Annotated in this window: 19 protein-coding genes, 1 tRNA gene, 1 other RNA gene, 1 pseudogene and 1 riboswitch; of the genes and pseudogenes, 11 read left to right on the top strand and 11 right to left on the bottom strand. The window is 69.8% G+C overall.

Annotated features, from left to right (window positions below; all coding sequences use genetic code 11):
* Positions 1-915: an N-acetylmuramoyl-L-alanine amidase gene (locus tag LY40_RS13250; protein ID WP_258937029.1), complete on the top strand. Its 915-nt coding sequence runs from the start codon at positions 1-3 to the stop codon at positions 913-915.
* Positions 916-1026: 111 nt separating this feature from the next.
* Here the strand turns inward: LY40_RS13250 and LY40_RS13245 are convergent, their stop codons facing one another.
* The 3 genes from LY40_RS13245 to LY40_RS13235 form a co-directional block, all read right to left on the bottom strand.
* The gene (locus tag LY40_RS13245; RefSeq protein WP_258937028.1) at positions 1027-3465 is read right to left on the bottom strand and encodes a DNA polymerase III subunit gamma and tau; all 2439 of its coding nucleotides are present in this window, start codon (positions 3463-3465) and stop codon (positions 1027-1029) included.
* 539 nt (positions 3466-4004) lie between these two features.
* An RNA gene (ffs, locus tag LY40_RS13240) (signal recognition particle sRNA small type) lies at positions 4005-4097 on the bottom strand.
* 79 nt (positions 4098-4176) lie between these two features.
* Positions 4177-4443 (bottom strand): DUF397 domain-containing protein, encoded by a 267-nt coding sequence (locus tag LY40_RS13235; RefSeq protein WP_183782146.1) that lies wholly within the window; start codon positions 4441-4443, stop codon positions 4177-4179.
* Positions 4444-4718: 275 nt separating this feature from the next.
* Between LY40_RS13235 and LY40_RS13230 the strand changes: the two genes are divergently transcribed.
* Positions 4719-4925 carry a hypothetical protein gene (locus LY40_RS13230; protein ID WP_183782143.1) on the top strand — a complete coding sequence of 69 codons (207 nt, stop codon included), beginning with the start codon at positions 4719-4721 and terminating at the stop codon, positions 4923-4925.
* A gap of 373 nt (positions 4926-5298) precedes the next feature.
* On the opposite strand, the gene LY40_RS13225 is transcribed toward LY40_RS13230, so the two are convergent.
* On the bottom strand, positions 5299-6156 hold the full coding sequence (locus LY40_RS13225; protein WP_183782140.1) for a helix-turn-helix domain-containing protein: 858 nt from the start codon (positions 6154-6156) through the stop codon (positions 5299-5301).
* 66 nt (positions 6157-6222) lie between these two features.
* Between LY40_RS13225 and gnd the strand changes: the two genes are divergently transcribed.
* The 6 genes from gnd (at position 6223) to metH (ending at position 14965) form a co-directional block, all read left to right on the top strand.
* Positions 6223-7662: an NADP-dependent phosphogluconate dehydrogenase gene (gnd, locus tag LY40_RS13220; RefSeq protein WP_258937027.1), complete on the top strand. Its 1440-nt coding sequence runs from the start codon at positions 6223-6225 to the stop codon at positions 7660-7662.
* Between the two features lies 1 nt (position 7663).
* On the top strand, positions 7664-9037 hold the full coding sequence (locus tag LY40_RS13215) for a TrkH family potassium uptake protein (protein ID WP_258937026.1): 1374 nt from the start codon (positions 7664-7666) through the stop codon (positions 9035-9037).
* Positions 9030-9737 carry a potassium channel family protein gene (locus tag LY40_RS13210; RefSeq protein ID WP_221212693.1) on the top strand — a complete coding sequence of 236 codons (708 nt, stop codon included), beginning with the start codon at positions 9030-9032 and terminating at the stop codon, positions 9735-9737. Before LY40_RS13215 ends, LY40_RS13210 begins: the two co-directional genes overlap by 8 nt.
* Positions 9738-9978: 241 nt before the next feature.
* Entirely contained in the window at positions 9979-10638 is a 660-nt protein-coding gene (locus LY40_RS13205) for a GNAT family N-acetyltransferase (protein ID WP_258937025.1), read from the top strand.
* A gap of 189 nt (positions 10639-10827) precedes the next feature.
* Positions 10828-10916 (top strand) — tRNA-Ser (locus LY40_RS13200).
* Positions 10917-11137: 221 nt separating this feature from the next.
* Positions 11138-11223: riboswitch (S-adenosyl-L-homocysteine riboswitch) on the top strand.
* A 13-nt stretch (positions 11224-11236) separates the two neighbouring features.
* Entirely contained in the window at positions 11237-14965 is a 3729-nt protein-coding gene (metH, locus tag LY40_RS13195; RefSeq protein WP_258937024.1) for a methionine synthase, read from the top strand.
* 155 nt (positions 14966-15120) lie between these two features.
* Here metH and LY40_RS13190 read toward each other — a convergent pair whose 3' ends face one another.
* From LY40_RS13190 to LY40_RS13175, 4 genes are all read right to left on the bottom strand, one after another.
* On the bottom strand, positions 15121-15522 hold the full coding sequence (locus LY40_RS13190) for a DUF2267 domain-containing protein (protein ID WP_183782125.1): 402 nt from the start codon (positions 15520-15522) through the stop codon (positions 15121-15123).
* Between the two features lie 46 nt (positions 15523-15568).
* Positions 15569-15907 carry a DUF8129 domain-containing protein gene (locus LY40_RS13185; protein WP_183782122.1) on the bottom strand — a complete coding sequence of 113 codons (339 nt, stop codon included), beginning with the start codon at positions 15905-15907 and terminating at the stop codon, positions 15569-15571.
* A 277-nt stretch (positions 15908-16184) separates the two neighbouring features.
* The gene (locus LY40_RS13180) at positions 16185-16406 is read right to left on the bottom strand and encodes a hypothetical protein (RefSeq protein ID WP_183782119.1); all 222 of its coding nucleotides are present in this window, start codon (positions 16404-16406) and stop codon (positions 16185-16187) included.
* Positions 16407-16573: 167 nt separating this feature from the next.
* On the bottom strand, positions 16574-17440 hold the full coding sequence (locus tag LY40_RS13175; RefSeq protein ID WP_258937023.1) for an oxidoreductase: 867 nt from the start codon (positions 17438-17440) through the stop codon (positions 16574-16576).
* Here LY40_RS13175 and LY40_RS26525 point away from each other — a divergent pair.
* Positions 17439-18149, top strand: a pseudogene (locus tag LY40_RS26525) (TIGR03086 family metal-binding protein); the annotation flags it as partial. The gene LY40_RS13175 and the pseudogene LY40_RS26525 overlap by 2 nt on opposite strands.
* Positions 18150-18372: 223 nt before the next feature.
* Here the strand turns inward: LY40_RS26525 and LY40_RS13165 are convergent.
* The 3 genes from LY40_RS13165 to LY40_RS13155 all read right to left on the bottom strand — a co-directional run bounded on the left by LY40_RS13165 (position 18373) and on the right by LY40_RS13155 (position 21351).
* The gene (locus tag LY40_RS13165; RefSeq protein ID WP_258937021.1) at positions 18373-18942 is read right to left on the bottom strand and encodes a potassium channel family protein; all 570 of its coding nucleotides are present in this window, start codon (positions 18940-18942) and stop codon (positions 18373-18375) included.
* Between the two features lie 247 nt (positions 18943-19189).
* Positions 19190-19750 (bottom strand): nuclear transport factor 2 family protein, encoded by a 561-nt coding sequence (locus LY40_RS13160; protein WP_183782110.1) that lies wholly within the window; start codon positions 19748-19750, stop codon positions 19190-19192.
* Positions 19747-21351 (bottom strand): FAD-dependent oxidoreductase, encoded by a 1605-nt coding sequence (locus tag LY40_RS13155; RefSeq protein ID WP_258937020.1) that lies wholly within the window; start codon positions 21349-21351, stop codon positions 19747-19749. The genes LY40_RS13160 and LY40_RS13155 overlap by 4 nt, the downstream gene beginning before the upstream one ends.
* A gap of 233 nt (positions 21352-21584) precedes the next feature.
* Between LY40_RS13155 and LY40_RS13150 the strand changes: the two genes are divergently transcribed.
* A complete protein-coding gene (locus LY40_RS13150; protein WP_183782107.1) occupies positions 21585-21845 on the top strand; it encodes a hypothetical protein in 261 nt (86 codons plus the stop codon).
* Positions 21846-21869: 24 nt separating this feature from the next.
* The gene (locus LY40_RS13145) at positions 21870-22133 is read left to right on the top strand and encodes a hypothetical protein (RefSeq protein ID WP_258937019.1); all 264 of its coding nucleotides are present in this window, start codon (positions 21870-21872) and stop codon (positions 22131-22133) included.
* The last annotated feature ends 2 nt before the right edge of the window (positions 22134-22135 follow it).

Here is a 22135-nt window from a genome sequence, read left to right as displayed (position 1 = left end):
GTGCGAAGTTCGGGGGGCAGGTTCGCCACCGCGTCGGCCCGCGGGGTCGTTGCGGCGATCGGTATCGGCATGCTGGCGACGGCCTGCTCAGCGGCCGAACCCGCATCCAGCGGCCAAGTGGGCGACCAACGCGCGGCGACCCAGCGTTCGGCGGTCGTCAGCACGGAGCGGAACGCGACCGGTGAACCGGACCGGGCCCCGGACGGGCAGGCACAGGGCCGGCAGTCACGTGCGGCGCCGGGCAGGGACTCCGGCCGGGAACCGCGAGGCGACGTCGTCGTCCTCGATCCCGGGCACAACGGAGGCAACGGGGCCAACCTCGACCGGATCGAACGCCAGGTGCCGAACGGCCGCGGGGCACGCAAACAGTGCAACTCGACGGGCACGAGCACCGCCGACGGCTACCCCGAACACGCCTTCAACCTCGCCGTCGCCCAGCAGGTGCGCAGGCAACTGGCCGACCGTGGCGTCCGCGTCGTACTCACCCGCTCCGCCGACGACGGCGTCGGCCCGTGCGTCGACCAGCGGGCTGCGATCGGCAACCGAAACGACGCCGACGCGGTCGTGTCGATCCACGCCGACGGATCCGCGGCCGAGGCGAACGGCTTCCACGTCATCTACTCCGACCCGCCGTTGAACGATGCCCAGCGGACCGCCGCGCCCAGGCTGGCGCGCGCCATGGTGGCGGGGATGGCATCGACGGGCCTGCCGAAGGCGGACTACATCGCCTCGACCGACGGGCTCGACGGACGCGCGGACCTGGCCGGGCTCAACCTGTCGACGGTGCCCGCGGTGCTCGTCGAATGCGGCAACATGCGCAACCCCGACGAGGCGGCGGCGATGTCGACCGCCGAAGGACACCGCCAGTACGCCGAGGCCATCACCCGCGGAGTACTGCGCTACCTCGACCGCTGATCGCCCGCCACGACCGGGAACCTTCCCGGCGCCGCGGGAAGTTCCCGGAACCTCCCGGAGCGCGGACCGTCACCGCCGGTAGGCCGGAGCCGCGCAGCGAGCAGCGAACTGTCAGTCGATGGGACGGGCACCGAGATGATCCGTCAGGAGCCGCTGTGCGACGTCCTCCGGATCGTCCGAATCGGAGGACGTCGGCGCGGCCTGTGCACTGCCGTTGCCGGACGGGCCCTGCGACCGCTCCGTCCGGGCCGGTCCGGGACCCGGCGGCGGTTCGGGGGCGCCGTACTCGTCGTCCTCCGGCTCCGGAGGCAGCGGAATGTCGGGCTCGGTCGTCGTCACCTTCGGCCCCGCGCCCGCCGAGTCGGCGGCTCCTGACGGACGCTGCTGCCGGGCCGCGTTGTCCGGTGAGGCGTTGTCCGGTGATCCGTCGTCCCGTGATTCGTTGTCCGGTGATCCGTCGTCCCGTGATTCGTTGTCCGGTGATGCGTTGTCCGGTGATGCGGCTTGCGCCGCGGCCCCGGACGTCGCCTCGTGGCCGGTCGGCGCGGTGCCGCCGGACCCGGCGTCGGCGGGCCGGCTGCCAGCCGAGGCCGGAGCGGCGGCGGTCGACGCGGACGGGGCACCGCCGGCCGACGGGGCCACCTGCCGTGCCGAGTTCCCCTGCGCTGATGTCCCCTGCGCCGGAGCCGCCGTGCCCGACTGGGCAGGCGGGGCACCTGCGGCTCCCGCGTGCACACATCGCACCTGCCACCGGCCGCCCAGCAGTTCGCCGAGAGCCGCCGCGATGCAGTCCGCGTTGCGCGGTTCCGACAACCGCCGCGCCAACGGCTCGGCCGTGTGCGTGAGCGTGACACCGCCCGCCTCGACGCTGTGCACCGTCGCGTTGGTGAGCATCGCCTCCGTGCTGCGGCTCGCCTTGCGCACGGTCGACAACAGCTGCGGCCAGTACTGGCGCAACGCCGCCGCGTCGATCTGCCCCGGCTGAGCCGCCGGGGCCTCCTGCGCATCCGGTTCCGGCCGGGCCGACCCGTCCGGCTGTGCCGAAGCTGCCGGCTGGGCCGCCGGTACCGACTGCGCTGCGCCCCCGCCGGATGCCGGCGTCGCGGCTTGCGCTGCCGGTCGGGCCTGTGCTGGGGGTTGGGTGTGAGCTGGGGGTTGGGTGTGAGCAGACGGTGCCTGCGCAGGCGCGGCCGGGGCGGGCGAATCCGCCGAACCGGCCTGCGCCTCCGGCGCCGACGCGGTCGCGGACGCCTGCTCGGCCTGTGCGGCTGCCTGGACGGGCGCGGCCGGTTCGGCCTTCTGCGCACGCTGCGAAGGCCGTTCGAACGTTCGCTCCGGCGCGGCTTCCGCGGCCGGCGCCGCCCCACCTGCCGGAGCGGCACCACCCCCGGCGGTCATACGCCGTTCGAGACGTTCGAGGCGTTGCAGCGTCGCACCCTCGTCGTCGGCAACCTCGGGCAGCAGCATGCGCGCGGCGAGCAACTCGAGCAGCAGCCGGGGCGCGGTGGCGCCGCGCATCTCGCGCAGGCCGTTGTGCAGCAGTTCGGCGTAGCGGGTGAGCGTGCCGGGCGCGACCCGTTCGGCCTGCGCCGACATGCGGCTGAGCTCCTCCTCCGGCGCGGCGACCATGCCGTTCGACGCGGCGTCCGGAACGGAACGCAGGAGGATCAGGTCTCGGAAGCGGTCGAGCAGGTCGCTGGCGAACCGGCGCGGATCGTGACCGGCCTCGGCCAGGCGGTCGATCGTGGCGAAGACCTCCTTGTGGTCCTCGGCGGCGAGCGCGTCGACCATGGAGTCGATCAGCGCCGCGTCCGTGACCCCGAGCAGCGCGACCGCGCGGTCGTAGGTGATGCCTTGGGGGCCCGCACCGGCGAGGAGCTGGTCGAGCACCGACTGGGTGTCCCGCGCGGATCCGCCGCCGGCACGCACGACCAGCGGGTACACGGCCGGTTCGACGTTGATGCCCTCGGCAGCGACGTTCCGTTCGAGCAGTTCGCGCATGGCCGTCGGCGGGATCAGCCGGAACGGGTAGTGGTGGGTACGCGAGCGGATGGTCGTGAGGACCTTGTCCGGCTCGGTGGTCGCGAAGATGAAGATCAGGTGTTCTGGCGGTTCTTCGACGATCTTCAGCAGGGCATTGAAGCCCTGCGTCGTGACCATGTGGGCCTCGTCGATGATGAACACGCGGTAGCGCGACTCGGCGGGCGCGTAGAAGGCGCGGTCGCGGAGTTCACGAGCGTCGTCGACGCCACCGTGGCTGGCGGCGTCGAGTTCGGTGACGTCGACGCTGCCTGGACCTTCCGGCGCAAGCGCTTTACACGGGCCGCACTCGCCGCAGGGATCGGACGTGGGCCCGCTTTCGCAGTTGAGCGAGCGCGCCATGATGCGAGCGCTCGACGTCTTGCCGCAGCCGCGGGGCCCTGAGAACAGGTAGGCGTGGTTGATACGTCCGGCCGCCAGCGCGGTGCGGAGCGGCTCGGTGACGTGTTCCTGCCCCACGACCTCGGCAAAGGTCGACGGCCGGTACTTGCGGTACAGCGCGAGAGCCACGGCAGCGAGCGTACCGGCCCGCACCGACACCCGGACGAGCACTTCGCCCCGACCCTCCCCGCCCCGTGTCCTGCACTCGGACACGCGTGTTCTGCACTCGGGCCCGCGTGTCCTGCACTCGGGCCCGCGTGTCCTGCACTCCGGCCCGCGTGTCCTGCACTCCGGCCCGCATGTTCTGCACTCGCGCACGCATGTCCTGCACTCGGGCCCGCGTGTCCTGCACTCCGGCCCGCGGAGGCCCGTCACGCACCGGATGGCCTCCTGCGCTTAGTGACCGGACAACGACTGAGCAGGACATGCGCGACGAGACAGTCGCGCGGCATCGCGTCGTTGAGGGGCAGTAGCCGGACGACGACCGCCCGGATGCAGAAGACGCGGTGCTGAGTGCAGAACACGCGGTGCTGAACGCAGGACATGCGCCTGGCGGTTCGCCAACAGCACGGTGACGTACACCGGTGGGCACAGCACCGGCCGGGCACGGGCACAACACGAAGAACAGGGAGGGATGCGCCGCCGAGACAGAGTCGGATCCCCACAAAAAAAGGGGACCCCCGCACCCGTCAGAGCCTGCTTATCCTTGCTGCCTTCCGGCCCTGGGGAGGTTCACAGGGTGGACGCCGCGGGGGTCCGGTGCCCAGTCTACGGCCTGGCGACGGTTCTCCGGAACGGGGTCCGGCCAGACCGCCCGCCCGGCCGCCGAGAGCATGACGCTCAGGCGGGCAGATCGAACTGACCTGCCTTTACGGCCGTGACGAACGCCTGCCATTCGCCCCGGGTGAACATGAAGACGGGACTGTCGTCGAGCTTGGTGTCCCTGACGCCGACGTTGCCGTCGCCGCAGGCGTCGCCGAGGTTGACCTCCACGCAGTTTCCACCGTTGGGTTCGCTCGCGAACGACTTCTGCCACCCGGTCGGATCGAACCGGCTCACAACAGTTGCCGGGTCGTAATAATCCGTCTCCACTGCGCGGTCGGCCATCTCTACCTCCGTACCAGGGCGACACCGGCACCAGCTCGGTGAGCTGGCCCGATTTCGTGTCGCTGTTCCGGTTTATCCCTGTACCCAGACGTCAAACCGACAAAAGCGTGCGTCCATCCGTGGGAACTTCACGAACGCCGGTCGACACCGTGATTAATCCCGTCCTAGGATTATTCCTAACGCTCGGCGGCGGGTCGACCCCGGCCCACCCGCTGAGAGGCGAACCACAAGTCCGCAAGCGCGCGCACAGCGTGCTCTCTGGGGGTGGAGTGCATATGGCCGTACGACTTGAGATGCCCCGGGCGGGCGCACCGACCACGGAGCCGGACGTCCCCGACCTCACCGATCACGCCGTGCCCGCGCTGCCCTCGCCGCGCAAGCCCCGCCGGTTCGGACCGGGCCTCGTCAGCCGCCGCCCGCCGCAACAGGACGGCGCCCCGGACGACCGCAGGCTCACCTCGCGGTACGTCGCCCGCCTCTGACCCACCCCGAAGGGCCACTCACTCCGCGGTGCCCTGTCGCCCGCAACCGGCGCACCGCCCGAGTCCGGCAGCGGTCGCCGCCGAACGCCGCCGATCGAATCACCCCGCCGCCCGCGGCCGGCCGCGTCGTCACCGCGCGTGCAGCCACCGCGCGAACGGCCCAACGCGTGCCGCCATGCCACGGACAACAGAACCACCCGCGATCACTCCGCGTGCTGCACGCCCGCGTTCGTGTCACACGCCACATCCCGGCTCTCGGCACCCAGTCCGGCGAACGTGCCTCGGCCGCGCAAACACGCGCCACATTCCCGCATCACACCTCGCTCCGGCAGGCCCGCGAACGTGTCGCTTCCCTGCTGCTCGCCGGACCGCCTCAGGTGACCAGCTGGGAGCGGTAGTGCGCCGCCATCTCCTGGACGAACTCCCGCGTCTCGCCCCGTTCCAGCGCGGCGCCGCGCAGGCGGTCCCACGAGTCGACGAAGATCTGGAAGTCCTTCATGTCGTCGAGGTAGATACCACCGGCGGAGTGTTCGACGTAGACGAAGTCGCGGGTCCGGTCGGGGAAGCGCATGATCGTGAAGTCGTTGGGCACGGCGGCGAGCTTCGCGTCGAACGGCAGCACGTGGATGTACACCCGGGTGCGGCGTTCCAGCTCGAGCAGGTGCTCCATCTGATCGAGCATCACGCCGGGTGAGCGCCCGCCGGGCGCCCTGCGCAGCGCCGATTCGGACAGGATGAACCGGTAGTACGGCGGCTGTTCCTGATCGAACACGGCCTTGCGGTCGAGGCGGGCGCGCACGAGCGAGGTGATGTCGGCCGAGCCGAACTCGGTGAACTGCTTGAGCATGTAGTGCTCGGACTGCAGCGGCCCCGGAATGCGCTCGCCGTGCCACGTCATGATCTCGGCGGCCGCGGGTTCGAGGTCGGTGAAGGTGCGGAACCAGTGCGGCACCACGGATCGGTAGCCGGACCAGTGGCCGCGCTGCCCGGCCGCGGCACGCGCGAGGTTCAGCAGCGTGTCGGACTCTTCGCTGGAGACACCGTAGGCATCGATCATGGTCCGGACATCGCCGAGTTTCGCTCCGACGGCGCCGGACTCGATCTTGTTGACCTTGCCCTGCGTGCAGCCGAGGATCGCAGCCACCTGCTGCTGCGTCATCCCCGCGTTGGTACGCGCATGCCGCAACTCGTTGCCGAGTTGCTTGCGGCGAGAGGTCACGGTGCTTGCCATGGCGGGATGAACGTTACCTTTTCTCGCCGCTGCCCCAAAGCAGGAGGTCGGCGTAGGGTTAGGCCCATGACGAAGAAGGCCGATATCGGCGTGACCGGACTCGCCGTGATGGGGCGGAATCTGGCCCGCAACCTCGCTCGCCGCGGGCACACCGTCGCCCTGCACAACCGCTCCGAAACCCGCACCAGGGAGCTGGTGGAACAGTTCGGTGACGAAGGTGACTTCGTGCCCACTCACTCTGCGCGCGAGTTCGTCGACGCGCTGGAGCGCCCGCGCAAACTCGTCGTCATGGTCAAGGCGGGCGGGCCGACCGACGCCGTGATCGAGGAGTTCGCGCCGCTGCTCGACGAGGGCGACGTGATCGTGGACGCGGGCAACGCACACTTCGCCGACACCCGTCGTCGCGAGGCCGCGTTGCGGGAACGTGGTCTGCACTTCGTCGGCACCGGCGTGTCCGGCGGCGAGGAGGGCGCGCTGCACGGGCCGAGCATCATGCCGGGTGGTTCCGCCGAGTCGTACGAGTCGCTGGGCCCGTTGCTGGAGAGCATCTCGGCGCACGTGGACGGTGAGCCGTGTGCCGCCCACATCGGTCCGGATGGTGCGGGCCATTTCGTCAAGATGGTCCACAACGGCATCGAGTACTCGGACATGCAGCTGATCGCGGAGTCGTTCGACCTGCTCCGTGGCGCGCTCGGGTACGAACCGGCGCAGATCGCCGACGTCTTCCGCACGTGGAACACCGGACGGCTCGAGTCGTACCTGATCGAGATCACCGCCGAGGTCCTCGGACACGTCGACGCCGCGACGGGCAAGCCCTTCGTCGACGTCGTGGCCGATCAGGCCGAGCAGAAGGGCACCGGCCGGTGGACGGTCCAGATCGGACTCGACCTGGGCGAGCCGATCACGGGCATCGCCGAGGCGACGTTCGCCAGGTCACTGTCCGGCCACGCCGATCTGCGTTCGGCGACCCGCGGCCTGGCCGGTCCTACCCGCGCCCCGCTGTCCGGCTCCGAGGCTGAGCGGTTCGCGGACGACGTCGAGCGGGCGCTTTACGCCTCCAAGGTGGTCGCCTATGCGCAGGGCTTCAACCAGATCCTCGCGGGCGGCGCCGAGTACGGCTGGGACATCGATCTGGGCAGGGTCGCGGCGATCTGGCGGGGCGGCTGCATCATCCGGGCACGCTTCCTCGACGACATCCGCGCCGCCTACGCCGCCGAGCCGGGGCTGCCGACACTGCTGACGAGCGGCGGGTTCCGCAAGGCCGTCGAGGACGCCCAGGACTCCTGGCGGTCGGTGGTCCAGACCGCGGTTCGCCTCGGCATCCCGACACCGGGCTTCTCGACCGCGCTGGCCTACTACGACGCGTTGCGCGCCGAGCGGCTGCCCGCGGCACTGGTGCAGGGACAGCGCGACTTCTTCGGCGCCCACACCTACCGGCGGGTCGACGTGGACGGCGTGTTCCACACCGAGTGGGCCGCCGACGGCCGTCCCGAACACCCCGCGTGAGGTGACCGGACGCCTAGCGAAGCGCCTGCTGCCGAGCTGGCGGCAGCCGGCACGCGTCGTCGTCGCGGGGTTCGCGTTCGTCGTCGGGTGCGGCACGGTGCTGCTCGCACTGCCGGTCGCGGCCCAGCCCGGTGAGACCACCGGGCTGGTCGACGCGCTGTTCACGTCGGTGTCGGCGCTGTGCGTCACCGGGCTGATCGTCGTCGACACCCCCGAGCACTGGTCGGCGTTCGGGCAGATCGTCATCCTGGGGCTCATCCAGCTCGGCGGCATCGGCATCATGACGACGGCGTCGCTGCTGGGGCTGCTCGTGTCGCGGCGGTTCGGCCTGCGGATGCGGCTGACGGCGCAGGCCGAGACGAAGGCGCTCGATCTCGGTGACGTGCGGCGAGTGGTGCGCGGCGTCATCAGCGTGTCGCTGCTGCTGGAGCTGGTCGTCGCGGTCGTGCTCGCGCTCAGGTTCGCCACCGGCTACGGCTACGAAGCGGGGCGCGCGGCGTACCACGGGGTCTTCCACGCGATCTCGGCGTTCAACAACGCGGGCTTCGCTCTCTACAGCGACAGCCTCATGGGGTTCGCCACGGACGCGTGGATCTGTGTGCCGATCATGCTCGCCATGCTGGCCGGTGGACTGGGCTTCCCGGTGTGGCTGGAGCTGTGGCGGCACCGGCGGCCGCGCCGCCGCGGCGACGAGGTCCGGCGCTGGTCGATGCACGCGAAGCTGACGCTGCTGACGACGAGCGTGCTGCTCGGCATCGGCATCGTCGTGATCACCATCGCCGAGTGGAACAACCCGGACACGCTCGGCGGCTTCGGGCTGGCGGGCAAGCTGCTCGCCGGAGCGTTCCACGGTGCGATGCCGCGGACGGCCGGGTTCAACAGCGTCGACGTCGGCGAGATGGAATCGGGAACGCTGCTGGTCACCGACATCCTGATGTTCATTGGCGGCGGCAGCGCGGGCACGGCGGGCGGCATCAAGGTGACGACGTTCGCGCTGCTGGCGTTCGTCATCTACTCGGAGATCAAGGGTGAGCCGTCGGCGCACGCGTTCGGCCGCAAGATCCCGGCCCTGGTGCAGCGACAGGCGCTGACCGTGGTGCTGCTCAGCGTCGCGGCCGTCATGCTGAGCACCCTGGCACTGCTCGCGCTCACGCCGTTCCGCCTCGAGCAGGTGCTGTTCGAGGTCGTGTCGGCGTTCGCGACGGTCGGGCTCTCCACCGGTATCACCGGCGAGATCGGCACGGCGGGAGACCTCGTGCTGTCACTGCTCATGTTCCTGGGACGCGTCGGCCCCATCACGCTGGCGTCCGCGCTGGCGTTGCGGGACCGTTCTCGTCGATACGAACTTCCGGAAGAGAGGCCGATCGTTGGCTAGGTGGGGGAGCAGGAATGCGCCGCGGACGTCCCACGACGTCAACCGTGTCGTGGTCATCGGGCTCGGCCGCTTCGGTGGCTCACTGGCGCTGGAGCTGATCGCGAGCGGGTTCGAAGTGCTCGGGCTGGATCGCGACCCGAAACTCGTGCAGCACTTCGCCGACGAACTGACCCACGCGGCCGTCGCCGACACGACGGACCCCGACGCGCTGGTCCAGCTCGGCGTGCCGGATTTCCAGCGCGCCGTCGTCAGCATCGGCGACGACATGGAGGCGAGCATCCTGACGACGTCGGTCATCGCCGACTTCGGCATTCCACACATCTGGGCGAAGGCGACGAGCAAGCGACACCGGCGGATCCTCGAACGAGTCGGCGCCCACCACGTCGTGCTGCCCGAACACGACATGGGTGAACGCGTGGCGCACCTCGTGACGGGGCGGATGCTCGACTACATCGAATTCGAGGACGACTACGCGCTCGTCAAGACGACCGCGCCCGACGAGGTGCTGGGCGTTCCGCTGGGGCAGACGGCGATCCGCAAGCGCTACGGCGTGACGGTCGTGGGCATCAAGCGGCCCGGCGAGAAGTTCACGTACGCCACCCAGGAGAGCATCGTCGAGCGCCACGACCTCCTCGTCGTGGCAGGCCGCCGCGACCAGGTGGAGAACTTCGCCAACCTCACGTCGACACCCCCACGCTGAGTAACCGCTCCGCAGGGCGAACGCCCCCAAGGGCACCTTGGTCGCGTTGAACGCCCCAAAGCTTCCCCTCGCGCATGGCGTTGGACGGCTTTCCGCAGCAGCAAGATCAGGGGAGAAATGAATGGTCGCGTTGAGTGCAACCAAAGTGCCCTTGGGTGCGCGCGGAGGACTCGTCCGCACGCGGGGTTGTCACGGTGTGTATCCGGCGGAAATCGGTCGACGGTGCAGCGATACTGGCGGCATGCTCGCCGACCACTTCCCGCTCCTGGGGTTGCGCGTGCGCACCCCGCGGCTCGAACTGCGCCTGCCCGACGAGGACCAGCTGGCCGCGCTCGCCGAACTCGCCGCGGGCGGCATCCACGAACCGGACACGATGCCGTTCCTCACGCCCTTCACCGACGCGCCGCCGGACGTCGTCGCCCGCTCCGTCGTGCAGCACCACTACCGCATGCGCGGCGAGCTCACCCAGGACAAGTGGGCGCTGCCGCTGACCGTGCTGTCCGGCGGCATCGTCGTCGGCGCGCAGAGCCTCGAAGCCACCGAGTTCGCCGTCACCCGCGAGATCGGGAGCGGTTCCTGGCTCGGGCGCGACTACCAGGGCACGGGGATCGGCACGGAGATGCGCGCCGCGGTGCTGCACCTGGCGTTCGCCGGCATGGGCGCCGAGGTCGCCCGTTCGGAGTCGTTCGACGACAATCCCGCGTCGGCGCGGGTGTCCCGCAAGCTCGGTTACGCCGACGACGGCACCGCCCGCCACGCTGTCCTCGGCCGCCGCCGCACCGGCCACCGCTTCGTACTCACCCGCGAGGCATGGGAGCGGCACCGGACCGTCGACGTGGCGATCGACGGCCTGGAGCCGTGCCTGCCGCTGCTCGGCGCCGACGGATCAGCGGCGTCCTGAGCTTTCTCGTGCGTGTGGTGAGACGTGCCCACCGCCCGCCACGTGACCGGCCTGTGAGGAGCCGCCGAGAGCCGACACAGGCGCCGAGAGGACCCGCTGAGGGCCACCACGGCGGGTGCACAGGCGCCGTGGTCGCCGCAGCTCAGACCCGCTATCAGCGGTAACTCACGGTCCTGTACCCTTTTCCGCGGAGGATTGGCCGAGCGGCCTAAGGCGCACGATTGGAAATCGTGTTGGGTTAATAGCCCTCACGGGTTCGAATCCCGTATCCTCCGCCAGCCACGAACGCCGGGCGCTCCCTCTGGGGCCGCCCGGCGTTCGTCGTTCCACCAGGGCGCCGGTTCCACCGCGTTCAGGGACAACCGAGCGTTCAGCACGACCGAGCGCGCGCAGGTCGACCAAGGCGTTCAGGGACAACCGAGCGGCCTGCGGTCAACCGAGCGGTGAGCTTCCTCGCAAAACGCTCGCGACCAACGGCCGGGCACACCTTAGGCTGGGACGTGCCGAGAGGCGTTGCAACGGGCTGCCATCGCCAGGGGGCAGCCCGCCACGCTCGGTGAGAACCTCCAAGGACGCCTTCCGACCAGGAAGGCAGGGCATGAGCAACATTCAGCCAGACCGCACCGACCAGCTCACCTCGCTCCTGCGTGAGCGAATCCTGATCATCGACGGTGCGATGGGCACGATGATCCAGCAGGAGTCGCCCGGCGAGGCCGAGTACCGCGGCGAGCGTTTCGCGGACTGGAGCTGCGACGTCAAGGGCAACAGCGACCTGTTGGTGCTCACCCAGCCCGACCTGATCGGCGGCATCACGCGCCAGTTCCTCGAGGCGGGCGCGGACATCGTCGAGACCAACACCTTCAGCGCGACCACCATCGCGCAGGCCGACTTCGAGATGCAGGAGTTGGTCTACGAACTGAACTACGAGGGCGCCCAGGTGGCCCGCAAGGCGGCCGACGAGTTCGCGACCGCCGACAAGCCCCGGTTCGTGGCTGGCGCGATGGGTCCGACGAACCGCACGGCGTCGATCTCCCCGGACGTCAACGACCCGGGCGCCCGCAACGTGTCCTACGACGAGCTGGTGACGGCGTACCTGCAGCAGGCCAACGGCCTCGTGGACGGTGGCGCCGACCTGCTGCTGATCGAGACGATCTTCGACACCCTCAACGCGAAGGCCTGCATCTTCGCGCTCGAGACGCTCTTCGAGGAGCGGGGCCGCCGCTGGCCGGTCATGGTCTCCGGCACCATCACCGACGCCTCGGGCCGCACGCTCTCGGGCCAGACCACCGAGGCGTTCTGGAACTCGATCCGGCACATCAACCCGCTGCTGGTCGGCCTGAACTGCGCGCTCGGTGCCGCCGAGATGCGCCAGTACGCCGCCGAGCTCAGCCGCATCGCGGACTGCTTCGTGCACTGCTACCCGAACGCCGGCCTGCCCAACGCGTTCGGCGAGTACGACGAGTCCCCCGAGCAGATGGCGCCCGTGGTCCGCGAGTTCGCCGAGGCGGGCCTGGTCAACGTGCTCGGCGGCTGCTGCGGCACCACACCCGAGCACATCGGTGCCATCGCGAAGGCCTCCGAGGGGCTGGAACCCCGCGTGCCCGCCGAGCCCGAGCCCGCGATGCGTCTGTCCGGCCTCGAGCCCTTCAACGTCGACAACTCGTCGCTGTTCGTGAACGTCGGCGAGCGGACCAACATCACCGGCTCCGCGAAGTTCCGCAAGCTGATCAAGGACAGCGACTACGACACCGCCCTGTCGGTGGCCGTGCAGCAGGTCGAGAACGGCGCGCAGGTCATCGACGTCAACATGGACGAGGGCATGATCGACGGTGTCGAGGCGATGGATCGCTTCCTCAAGCTGATCGCCTCCGAACCCGACATCAGCCGCGTGCCGATCATGGTCGACTCCTCCAAGTGGGAGGTCATCGAGGCCGGCCTGAAGAACATCCAGGGCAAGCCGATCGTCAACTCGATCTCGCTCAAGGCGGGCGAGGACGAGTTCATCGAGCAGGCCCAGCTCTGCAAGAAGTACGGCGCGGCCGTCGTCGTGATGGCCTTCGACGAGGACGGGCAGGCGGACAACCTCGAGCGCCGCAAGGAGATCTGCAAGCGCGCCTACGACATCCTCGTCGACCGGGTCGAGTTCCCCCGCGAGGACATCGTCTTCGACCCGAACGTGTTCGCGGTCGCGACGGGTATCGAGGAACACGCCACGTACGGCATGGACTTCATCGAGGGCGCCCGCTGGATCAAGGAGAACCTGCCGGAAGCGAAGATCTCCGGCGGTATCTCCAACGTGTCGTTCTCCTTCCGCGGTAACAACACCGTGCGCGAGGCGATCCACGCGGTCTTCCTGTACCACGCGATCGACGCCGGCCTGGACATGGGAATCGTCAACGCCGGCGCGCTCGCCGTCTACGACGAGGTCGCCCCCGACCTGCGGGACGCCATCGAGGACGTCATCCTCAACCGCACCGACGACTCCCAGGCCGCGACCGAGCGGCTGCTGGAGCTCGCCGAGCGGTACAAGGGCAGCGGCACCTCCACCGACGAGACCGCCGACGAGTGGCGCGAGCTGCCGGTCGGCGAGCGGATCACCCACGCGCTCGTCAAGGGGATCGACGCCCACATCGAGGACGACACCGAGGAGCTGCGCACCGAGATCGCCGAGCGCAACGGCCGGCCGATCGAGGTCATCGAGGGTCCGCTGATGGACGGTATGAACGTCGTCGGCGACCTGTTCGGCGCGGGCAAGATGTTCCTGCCCCAGGTGGTCAAGAGCGCCCGCGTGATGAAGAAGGCCGTGGCCTACCTGATCCCGTTCATCGAGCAGGAGAAGGCCGAGGCGGGCACGACCGGCGAGAAGGACACCAACGGCACCGTCGTGCTCGCGACCGTGAAGGGCGACGTCCACGACATCGGCAAGAACATCGTCGGCGTCGTGCTGCAGTGCAACAACTTCGAGGTCATCGACCTCGGCGTGATGGTGCCCGCCCAGAAGATCCTGGACGCCGCCAAGGAGCACCAGGCCGACGTGATCGGCCTGTCCGGTCTGATCACCCCGTCGCTGGACGAGATGGTCAACTTCGCCTCCGAGATGCAGCGCCAGGAGTTCGACGTCCCGCTGCTGCTCGGCGGCGCCACCACCTCGCGTGCCCACACGGCCGTCAAGGTCGACCGGAAGTACGACGGCCCCGTGGTGTGGGTCAAGGACGCGTCCCGTTCGGTGCCGGTGGTGGCCTCGCTGCTGCACGAGGAGCAGCGCGAGACGCTGATGGCCGACGTGCAGGCCGACTACGACGCGCTGCGCGCCCGGCACGCGAACAAGCAGGGCAAACCGCTGATCAGCCTCGAGCAGGCGCGGGAGAACCGCACCCCGATCGACTGGTCGTCGTACACGCCGCCGACGCCGGCCAAGCCGGGCGTGCACGTGTTCGAGGACTACGACCTGGCCGAGCTGCGGGACTACATCGACTGGCAGCCGTTCTTCAACGCGTGGGAGATGAAGGGTTCGTTCCCCGACATCCTCAACAACCCGTCGACCGGTGAAACCGCGCGCAAGCTGTACGACGACGCGCAGGCGATGCTCGACAAGCTGACCGAGGAGAAGTGGCTGACCGCCAGCGGCGTCATCGGCTTCTTCCCCGCCAACGCCGTCGGCGACGACATCGAGCTCTACACCGACGAGCAGCGCAAGGAGACGCTGTCGACGCTGTTCAACCTGCGCCAGCAGGGCGAGCACCGCGAAGGCGTCCCGAACCGCTCCATCGGCGATTTCGTCGCGCCGAAGGAGACCGGTCTCGAGGACTGGGTCGGCGGCTTCGCCGTGACCGCGGGCCTGGGCACGCAGAAGAAGATCGCCGAGTTCAAGGAGAACCTCGACGACTACAACGCGATCCTGCTCGAGTCGCTGGCAGACCGGCTCGCCGAGGCCTTCGCCGAGCGGATGCACGAGCGGGTGCGCAAGGAGTTCTGGGGCTACGCCCCCGACGAGGAGCTGGACAACGTCGGCCTGATCAAGGAGAAGTACGACGGCATCCGGCCCGCGCCCGGCTACCCGGCGTGCCCCGAGCACACCGAGAAGCAGACGCTGTGGAAGCTGCTCGACGTCGAGAACACCACCGGTATCGAGCTCACCGAGTCGATGGCGATGTGGCCGGGCGCGGCGGTCTCCGGCTTCTACTTCAGCCACCCGGAGTCGCGGTACTTCGTGGTGGGCCGACTGGGCCGTGACCAGGTCGAGGACTACGCCGAGCGCAAGGGCTGGTCGATGGCCGAGGCCGAGCGCTGGCTGTCGGCGAACCTGGGCTACGACCCGGAGGACTGAGCCGCGGACGCCGAGTAGCCGAACGCCGGCGAAACGCCGGGTGGGTCCGACGCGACCCACCCGGCGTTTCGCTGTCCGGGTTCTCAGCTGTCCGGGTTCTCAGTGGTGGTAGGCGTGCGCGAGGGCCGCTGCCGACGGGCACTCGCGCCAGACCGTCACTCGAACAAGGCCGACAGCTCCCGCGGGAGCTGGGCGATCGTGTCGTCGACCTGGCCGGTCGGCGCCCACGAACGCAGCACGGACAGCACCGCGGAGGCCTGGCGCTCCATGCTCTCCATGTCGACCGTGTGGGTCTCACCGCCGATCTTGTTCAGAAAGGTCGTCTTGTCGAACCGCTCGGCGTGTCCGCTCTTGTCACCGAGTTCGGCTTCCAGGACGTCCGGCAGCCATTGCGCCAACTGCTTGGCCTGCCCTCCGGAAACGGAGGTGCCCAGGGCACGCGCGGTTGCGCGGCACAGCTGATGGGCCTCGTTGTACGACTCCAGCCCGGCGCGCTGCTGCGCCGCACGAACGAACTCTTCCAGCTCGGCGCTGTCCTGGCCGGGAACGTCGGTCATCACTGGTTCCTCCTCCCCGTGGGCGGTGGCATGCTGCGACCCCGCGTCACGGCCTGTCGCGGTCGGGAGTCTGGCCGGCGACACCGTGCCGGAGCGGAGCGCCCGGACCGGCTGCGGTGTCACGAGAGACGGGCGAGCCGTGCGGTGTGTCCGCGGGCTTGCCGGTGCCGTCCCATTGATCGCCGCCCGACGGCTCGGCCCCGTCGGCGAGCTCCTGCTGCCGGGTTCGCAACAGCTCCAGCACGGGTGTGCGGTTGCCGTGCTGCTGCTCGTGGTCGATCAGGGTCTGGATGTCGTCGGCCGACAGTGCGCGAATCTGGTGCTGCAGCTTCGCGATCGGCAATTCGTCGTAGTCGGGCAGGGGCAGGACGCTGTCGGACGTCATCGGGTGCACCTCACAGGACGTGGAAGGTCGATGTGGTCAACTTCCCCGGTTCTCGCCGAGTTCTTCGACGATCGGGGTCGACGCCCACCTCGGACACCGACGTCGCTCCGTCGGCGGGGGAGTCAACTGAGGACAGTGCTGCTTTCAAGGATTCGCGGTCCGCACTCATCGATGGCCCCTCCTGTTCCGGCCGGGCAACGACCGGCCGGCCCGGCATCGCGATGGGCGCCGGCCGATCAGGGAGACGATTGGACTCGCGGGATACCCGCCGCGGCTGCTAATCCGCAGGAACCACGGGGGCGACCCACCCGTCGTCGACCTTGGACCAGTCGGCGCTGCGGTTGAAACCGGCTGCGAGGAGTTCGCCGTCGATGTCGTTGGGGCCATCGACGTCGTGTTGCAGCTCGAGCTCGGTCACCGGAATGCCGCGATCGTCGCGCACCGTGATAGCCGGCGCACTGTCCGTGTCGGCGGCGCGGTAATGCGCTGTTCGTGCCACGCTGTCTCCCTTCTCGGTGGCTCTGCGGGTTCGTACCCGCATCGCCGCGTCGCCAAACCGCACGTCTCACCGCACGCGGGGCCACCGGAGCGGGCCCTGCCTGGTTCCGCCCTGCCGGCCGCCGACACGCCCCGGCGCACGGCGATCGGGCACCGGGGCAGCGCCTGTCACGCGGCGCGCTCGAGCTCCGCCATGTCGTTCTCGCTCAGGGCGACGTCGGCGATCCGCATGTTCTCCTCGAGATGCGCCACGCGTGACGTGCCGGGGATCAGCAGCACGTTGTCGCGGCGGGCAAGCAACCAGGCGAGCCCGACTTGCGCGGGCGACGCGCCGACGCGCTCCGCCACCGCCTGGACGGCGGGGTTGTCGGTGACCTTCGGCATGTCGGGGAACGCCGACCCGAGCGGGAAGTACGGCACGTAGGCGACCCCCGCGCCGTGACACAGGTCCAGTACCTCGGCGTCCTTCCTGTCGACGAGGCTGAACGCGTTCTGCACGCACACGATGCCCGCCTGCTCGATGGCCTGCTGCACCTGGGCGTACGTGGCGGTCGAGATGCCGATTCCCGCGATCTTGCCCTCGGCGCGCAGCCCGACCATCTCGGCGAGCTGATCTTCGAGAGGGATCAGCTGATCGGCGGGCAGTTCGTGCTCGTCCATCCGGCGCAGGTTCACGACCCCGAGCCGGTCGACGCCGAGCGTGCGCAGGTTCTCCTCGACGGCGGCCCGCAACTGGCCGGGGCGCTGCGCGGGGACGAACCCACCCTGTGCGTCACGGAGAGCGCCGACCTTGGACACCAGCACGAGGTCGGCCGGATACGGGTGCAGCGCCTCGCGGATCAGCTCGTTCGCGACGTCGGGTCCGTAGAACTGTGCGGTGTCGATGTGGTCGACGCCGAGTTCGACGGCGCGGCGCAGCACGGCGATGGCCTCGTCGCGGTCACGCGGTGGCCCCATCACGCCGGGGCCGGGCAGCTGCATCGCGCCGAAACCGATGCGACGCACGGGAAACTCGCCGAGGGAGTAGGTATCCATGGTCGCGACGCTAGCCGCGCCCGGTACGGGTCACAAACCGCGTTCCGTGCCGGCAGCCGTGAGCGACCACGGCCGCCGGGGCCCGGGTTGCGCATCCAGGGGCCCGGGTTGTGGATCCAGGAGCCCGGGTTGTGGATCCAGGAGCCCGGAACATGATCGTCGCCTCGGAGGAGCCGCCGTGGACCACCACCCGACCGACGCCACCCCGCGTGTCCTGCGCTCAGCCGCCCGAGAGCTGCATCCCGACCCGCCTGATCTGCGGCAGCGCCTGCAGGACTACGCCGACGCCCGCACCTGGGTCTCCTCCCTGATGTCCGACACCGATGCCGAGCAGCTCGCCGGTCCGGCGCCCTGCGCCGAACTCGACGTCCGCACATTGATGGCGCACCTCATCGGCACGGCGCATCGCGGCCTCGGCACCGCACTCGGCACGTCCACGCGGCACGTTCCGTTCGCGGTCACCGACGTCCCCGACGCCGAGCTCGCGACGACGTACGCGCGGCTGTCGGACGAGATCGCCGACGCGTGGGCCGTGCTGGGCCCGGACGACGAGGTGCGCGCACCGTGGGGACCGTGCACCGCCTCCGCGGCCGCGGGCGGGTTCACCGTCGAGACCGTGACACACGGCTGGGACCTTGCCGTCGCCACGGACAGACCGACCGCGATCGCCGATCCCATCGCGGAACGCTGCCTCCGCCGCGGCGCCCCGCTCGTGCCCGAACGGCTGCGCGGGGTGATGTACGACGAGCCCGCGGCCCCACCGGAGGGGCCGCGCCGATCGAACGCCTCGCCACGCTCCTCGGCCGCACGATCACGGTTCGGGCCACGACGCGGCACGGGACGGGACGGGCTGACCCGGCCGCAACTCGGTGTGGTGGGTGGAGTGGACCCGCCGACGGTGTCCGAAGTCGATGACACACCCACTGCCCCGCTCACCGCGTGCGGTCGGCACGCTCGGCCGGTGACTCCTCGTCCACGCGGCGCTGCGCGGCCCGTACCGCCCCGACGACGGCCCGCGCGGCGACGCCCACGACGACGATCCCCACCGCCATCTGGATCATCGTGAGTATCCGGGCGGCCTCGGTGCTCGGTGCGATGTCTCCGAATCCGACCGTGGCGAACACCGTGATCGCGAAGTACAGCGCGTCGGTATGGCCGAGGTCCTCGGTGAAGCTGCCCGGCTGAGTCCGCGCCAGCCCGGCGTAGGCGGAGGCGAAGAGCACGAGCAACAACGGAAGGCCGACGGCGACCAGCTGCGTGGCCTTCAGCCGCGGAATGTCGGAGACCGCGATGACGCGGAGCTGCCAGGTCACCGCCACGCCGAAAGCCACCAGGGCGATGCCGAACCGCAGCCACGGGCCGGTTTCGAACGGACGGTCCAACGGCAGGAGGTAGTAGACGGTGATCACGAGCCCTGCGCTGAGCATTGTCCGCAGCAGCACACCGGCGACGATCCGTCTTCGCACCCCGGTGGGCAGCTCCTCGAATCGCCGTCGTCCCACGGCCGGACCTCCGGACTCCGCACCCTCACCTGCACGCCACGGGTATGGGTACCCCGGCCGCCGCAGGCGACACGTGGTCACCGGCCGTGGAGAGACGCCTCGACACGGCCGCGCACTCGGTCGACGACGACGGCCGGACGCAACACAGTCCCCCCGAGAACTCAACACGGTCCCCGGAATCCGCAACACCCGTACCGGCACCGGACGCAGGACACGCGTGGCTGAGCGCAGGACACGCGGGAGAAGGTCAGGGGAGGTAGTCCTTCAGCCAGGCCGGCGGGTGCCCCTTGGTGAGCAGTTCCGGCCAGTCGCCGGGGCGCTCGTCGCCGTAGGCGCGTACGCGCAGTTCCTTGCCGAGGACGTCCGCGTACTCGGTGACCTCGGTGTAGTACATGTACGACATCAGCCGGTCGGCGAACCGCCAGCCGGTCGGGGTGCGGCGGTACACGTCCTGGTACCGCAGTGCGACCACCATGGCCTTGCCGTCTCGGACGACCTCGGCGTGCGAAGCGAGCTGACCGTGGGCGATGTCGGGGTCGGTGTCGTCGAAGCGCACGACGTGGCCGTGCGTGAAGTGGTTCGTCGGGCCGAGAGCCTTGAACCGGCCGAGATAGGTGGTCACGATGTCGTCGATACCGACGGCCGCGAACACCCCGTCCGCCGACCGCAACGTGCCGTCCTCGCAGAAGATCCGGCGGATGCCGTCTTCGTCGCGCTCGTCCATGATGTAGCCGTAGAGCACGGCGAGGTCCTGGATCGCCGTCCTGTCCTCGATCCGCTGGATGCGCCGCTCGAGTGCTTCCGTCATCGCTTGCCTCCCGAAGCCGCCGCGCGCCCGGCGCGGTATCCGAACACGAGCGCGGGACCGAGCGTGCCGCCCGCCCCGCCGTACACCATTCCGGTGGGCCCGGCCATGGCGTTTCCCGCGGCGAAGAGCCCCGGTATCGGGTCTCCATCCACAGTGAACACAGAGCCGTCCACATCGGTCTGTGGACCGCCCTTGGTGCCGAGGGTGCTGATGTGGAGTCGCACGGCGTAGTAAGGCCCCTCGTCGAGCGGTCCGAGGGTGGAGGCCGCTGCCGGGTAGTACCGCTTATCGCCGACGAATCCGTCGTAGGCGCTCACGCCGCGGGCGAAGTCGGTGTCGACGCCGTCGGCGGCCATGCCGTTGAACCGGTCGACGGTTCGCCCCAAAGTGGCCGGTTCGACGTCGATCTTCCGCGCCAGTTCGCCGATCGTGTCGGCGCGGAGCGCCCAGTCCGGCGCCTGCCCCGGCGGGAGCGTGAAGCCGCCGTACTCCTCGACGTGCCGGGCGTCGAAGATCAGCCAGCACGGGTCGCCCAGGTAGTCGAAGTCGGACGGGTCGAGCTGGTGGAACGCGCCGCCGAGTGCGTTGTAGTTGGCCGCCTCGTTGGTGAACCGCTCGCCCGCGCGGTTCACCATGATCGACCGCGGCAGCGTGCGCTCCCGCAGCACGAGGTGCACCGCCTGCTCGCCATGGTTCTCCTGGCCGGGCAGCACGCACACCGGCACCCACCACGCCTCGCGCATGTTGCCGAGGCGCGCGCCGGCCTTCATCGCCATGCGCAGGCCGTCGCCGGTGTTGGTCGGCACCGTCGCGGGATAGGACATCGGACCGCGGAGAAAATCGCGCACCAGGTCGGCGTCCCATTCGAACCCGCCGGTCGCGATCACGACGCCGTGGCGGGCCGTGGCCGTGGAGCCGTCGGCGAACCGCGCGCCGCTCACCGCGTGTCCGTCCTGGATCAGCTCGACGGCCGCCGCACCGGTGACGGGTTCGATCCCGTGGTCGAGACAGCCTTTCAGCAGGGCGCCGACCATCGCGCGGCCGAGACCTTCGAGGTGCAGCTGCTCGCGACGGTTCGCCTCGCCGGGGTCGACGACACCCGTGCCGCCGCCCACCGGCGTCTCGCGGACCATCATGCGGCGGACCCGGCCCTCGATGTGGTCGGCCCACGCGCCGAGCTCGTCGAACGGGAACAGCTCCGGTTCCACCGAACGGCCGCCCTTCGGCTTACCGCCGGGGTGTTCGGGGTGGTAGTCCGGATAGCCGGGTACGAGACTCAGGTGCAGCGGCGTGCGCGTTTCGAGCCAATCGGTGACCTCGCCGCTCCCGTCGACGAACGCCTCGGCCATGCCGGGCCGGATCATGCCGCGCGAGAGGGACTCGAGGTACCGCACACCCTCGGCTCGCGAATCCTCGACGCCGGCCTCCCGCGCGTACCGATTGTCCGGCAGCCACGCGACACCGCTCGACAGACAGGTCGTGCCACCGATCAGGGACGACTTCTCGAACAGGCCGACACTCGCTCCCGTATCGGCCGCCGACAGCGCCGCGGTCAGCCCCGCTGCCCCGGTACCCAGCACCACGACGTCGAACTCGGCCATGAGTTCTCCCCTCAATCGAGGATAACCATGCTAAGCGATTTCATCACAACGTCAATGAGTCGACCACACCCCGGCACGGCACCCCGCCCCAGCTCTGCCACCCGAAGGAGATTCGCAATCGAGGATGAACACGCAGTGTCATCGGATTCGACCGACCTCCACACCCCTGCCGAGCCGTGGTCACGCTAAGTTGGTGAGCGACACGCACCGAACATGTCCTAGGAGCCCGCCCCATGGCCGGAGTGGAAGAGATCCGCGCGGGGATCGCCGCCGCGAACGAGAAGGCTTCCGCCAGCATCGCCGCACTTCAACAGGCCGCGCAGACCCTCGAGGAAGCGCAGCAGACCCTCGCGATGGCGACCGAGGGCAGCGCACAGGAGGACGTCAGCCAGGCACACGGACTCATGGCCGAGGCGATTCAGGGCATCACGGGCACGCAGAGCACCATCCAGGCGTGCATCTCCTCGACCGAGGGCTACGCGGCCCGCCTCTGAGCGGCGCCGTACCCGCAGCACGCGATGTCACTACACGAGCTCCGCGCCTCGCTGGGCGTCGTCCGGTCCGGCGTCACCGACACCGCCGCGCAGGCCGCCCACGCCAGGGAACTGCTCGAGGAGTATCGGCATGCACTGCTCAGCGTCCAGAGCGGTACCGGCGCGGACACCTCGGGCCAGCCGTGGCTACCGCCGCCGCTGGCACGCGCGTTCGACCAGCTGGACGAGCACCTCGCCCAGCTCGGCAACGTCGAGTCGGCCCTGAACCAGTACGAAGCAAGGTTGTAGCA

Origin of the sequence: Prauserella salsuginis, from assembly GCF_024648885.1 — a bacterium.
In the GTDB taxonomy this organism is placed as follows: domain Bacteria; phylum Actinomycetota; class Actinomycetes; order Mycobacteriales; family Pseudonocardiaceae; genus Prauserella; species Prauserella salsuginis.
Note: the sequence above shows the minus strand (reverse complement) of the source record. Positions and strands in the feature narration are given on the sequence as shown.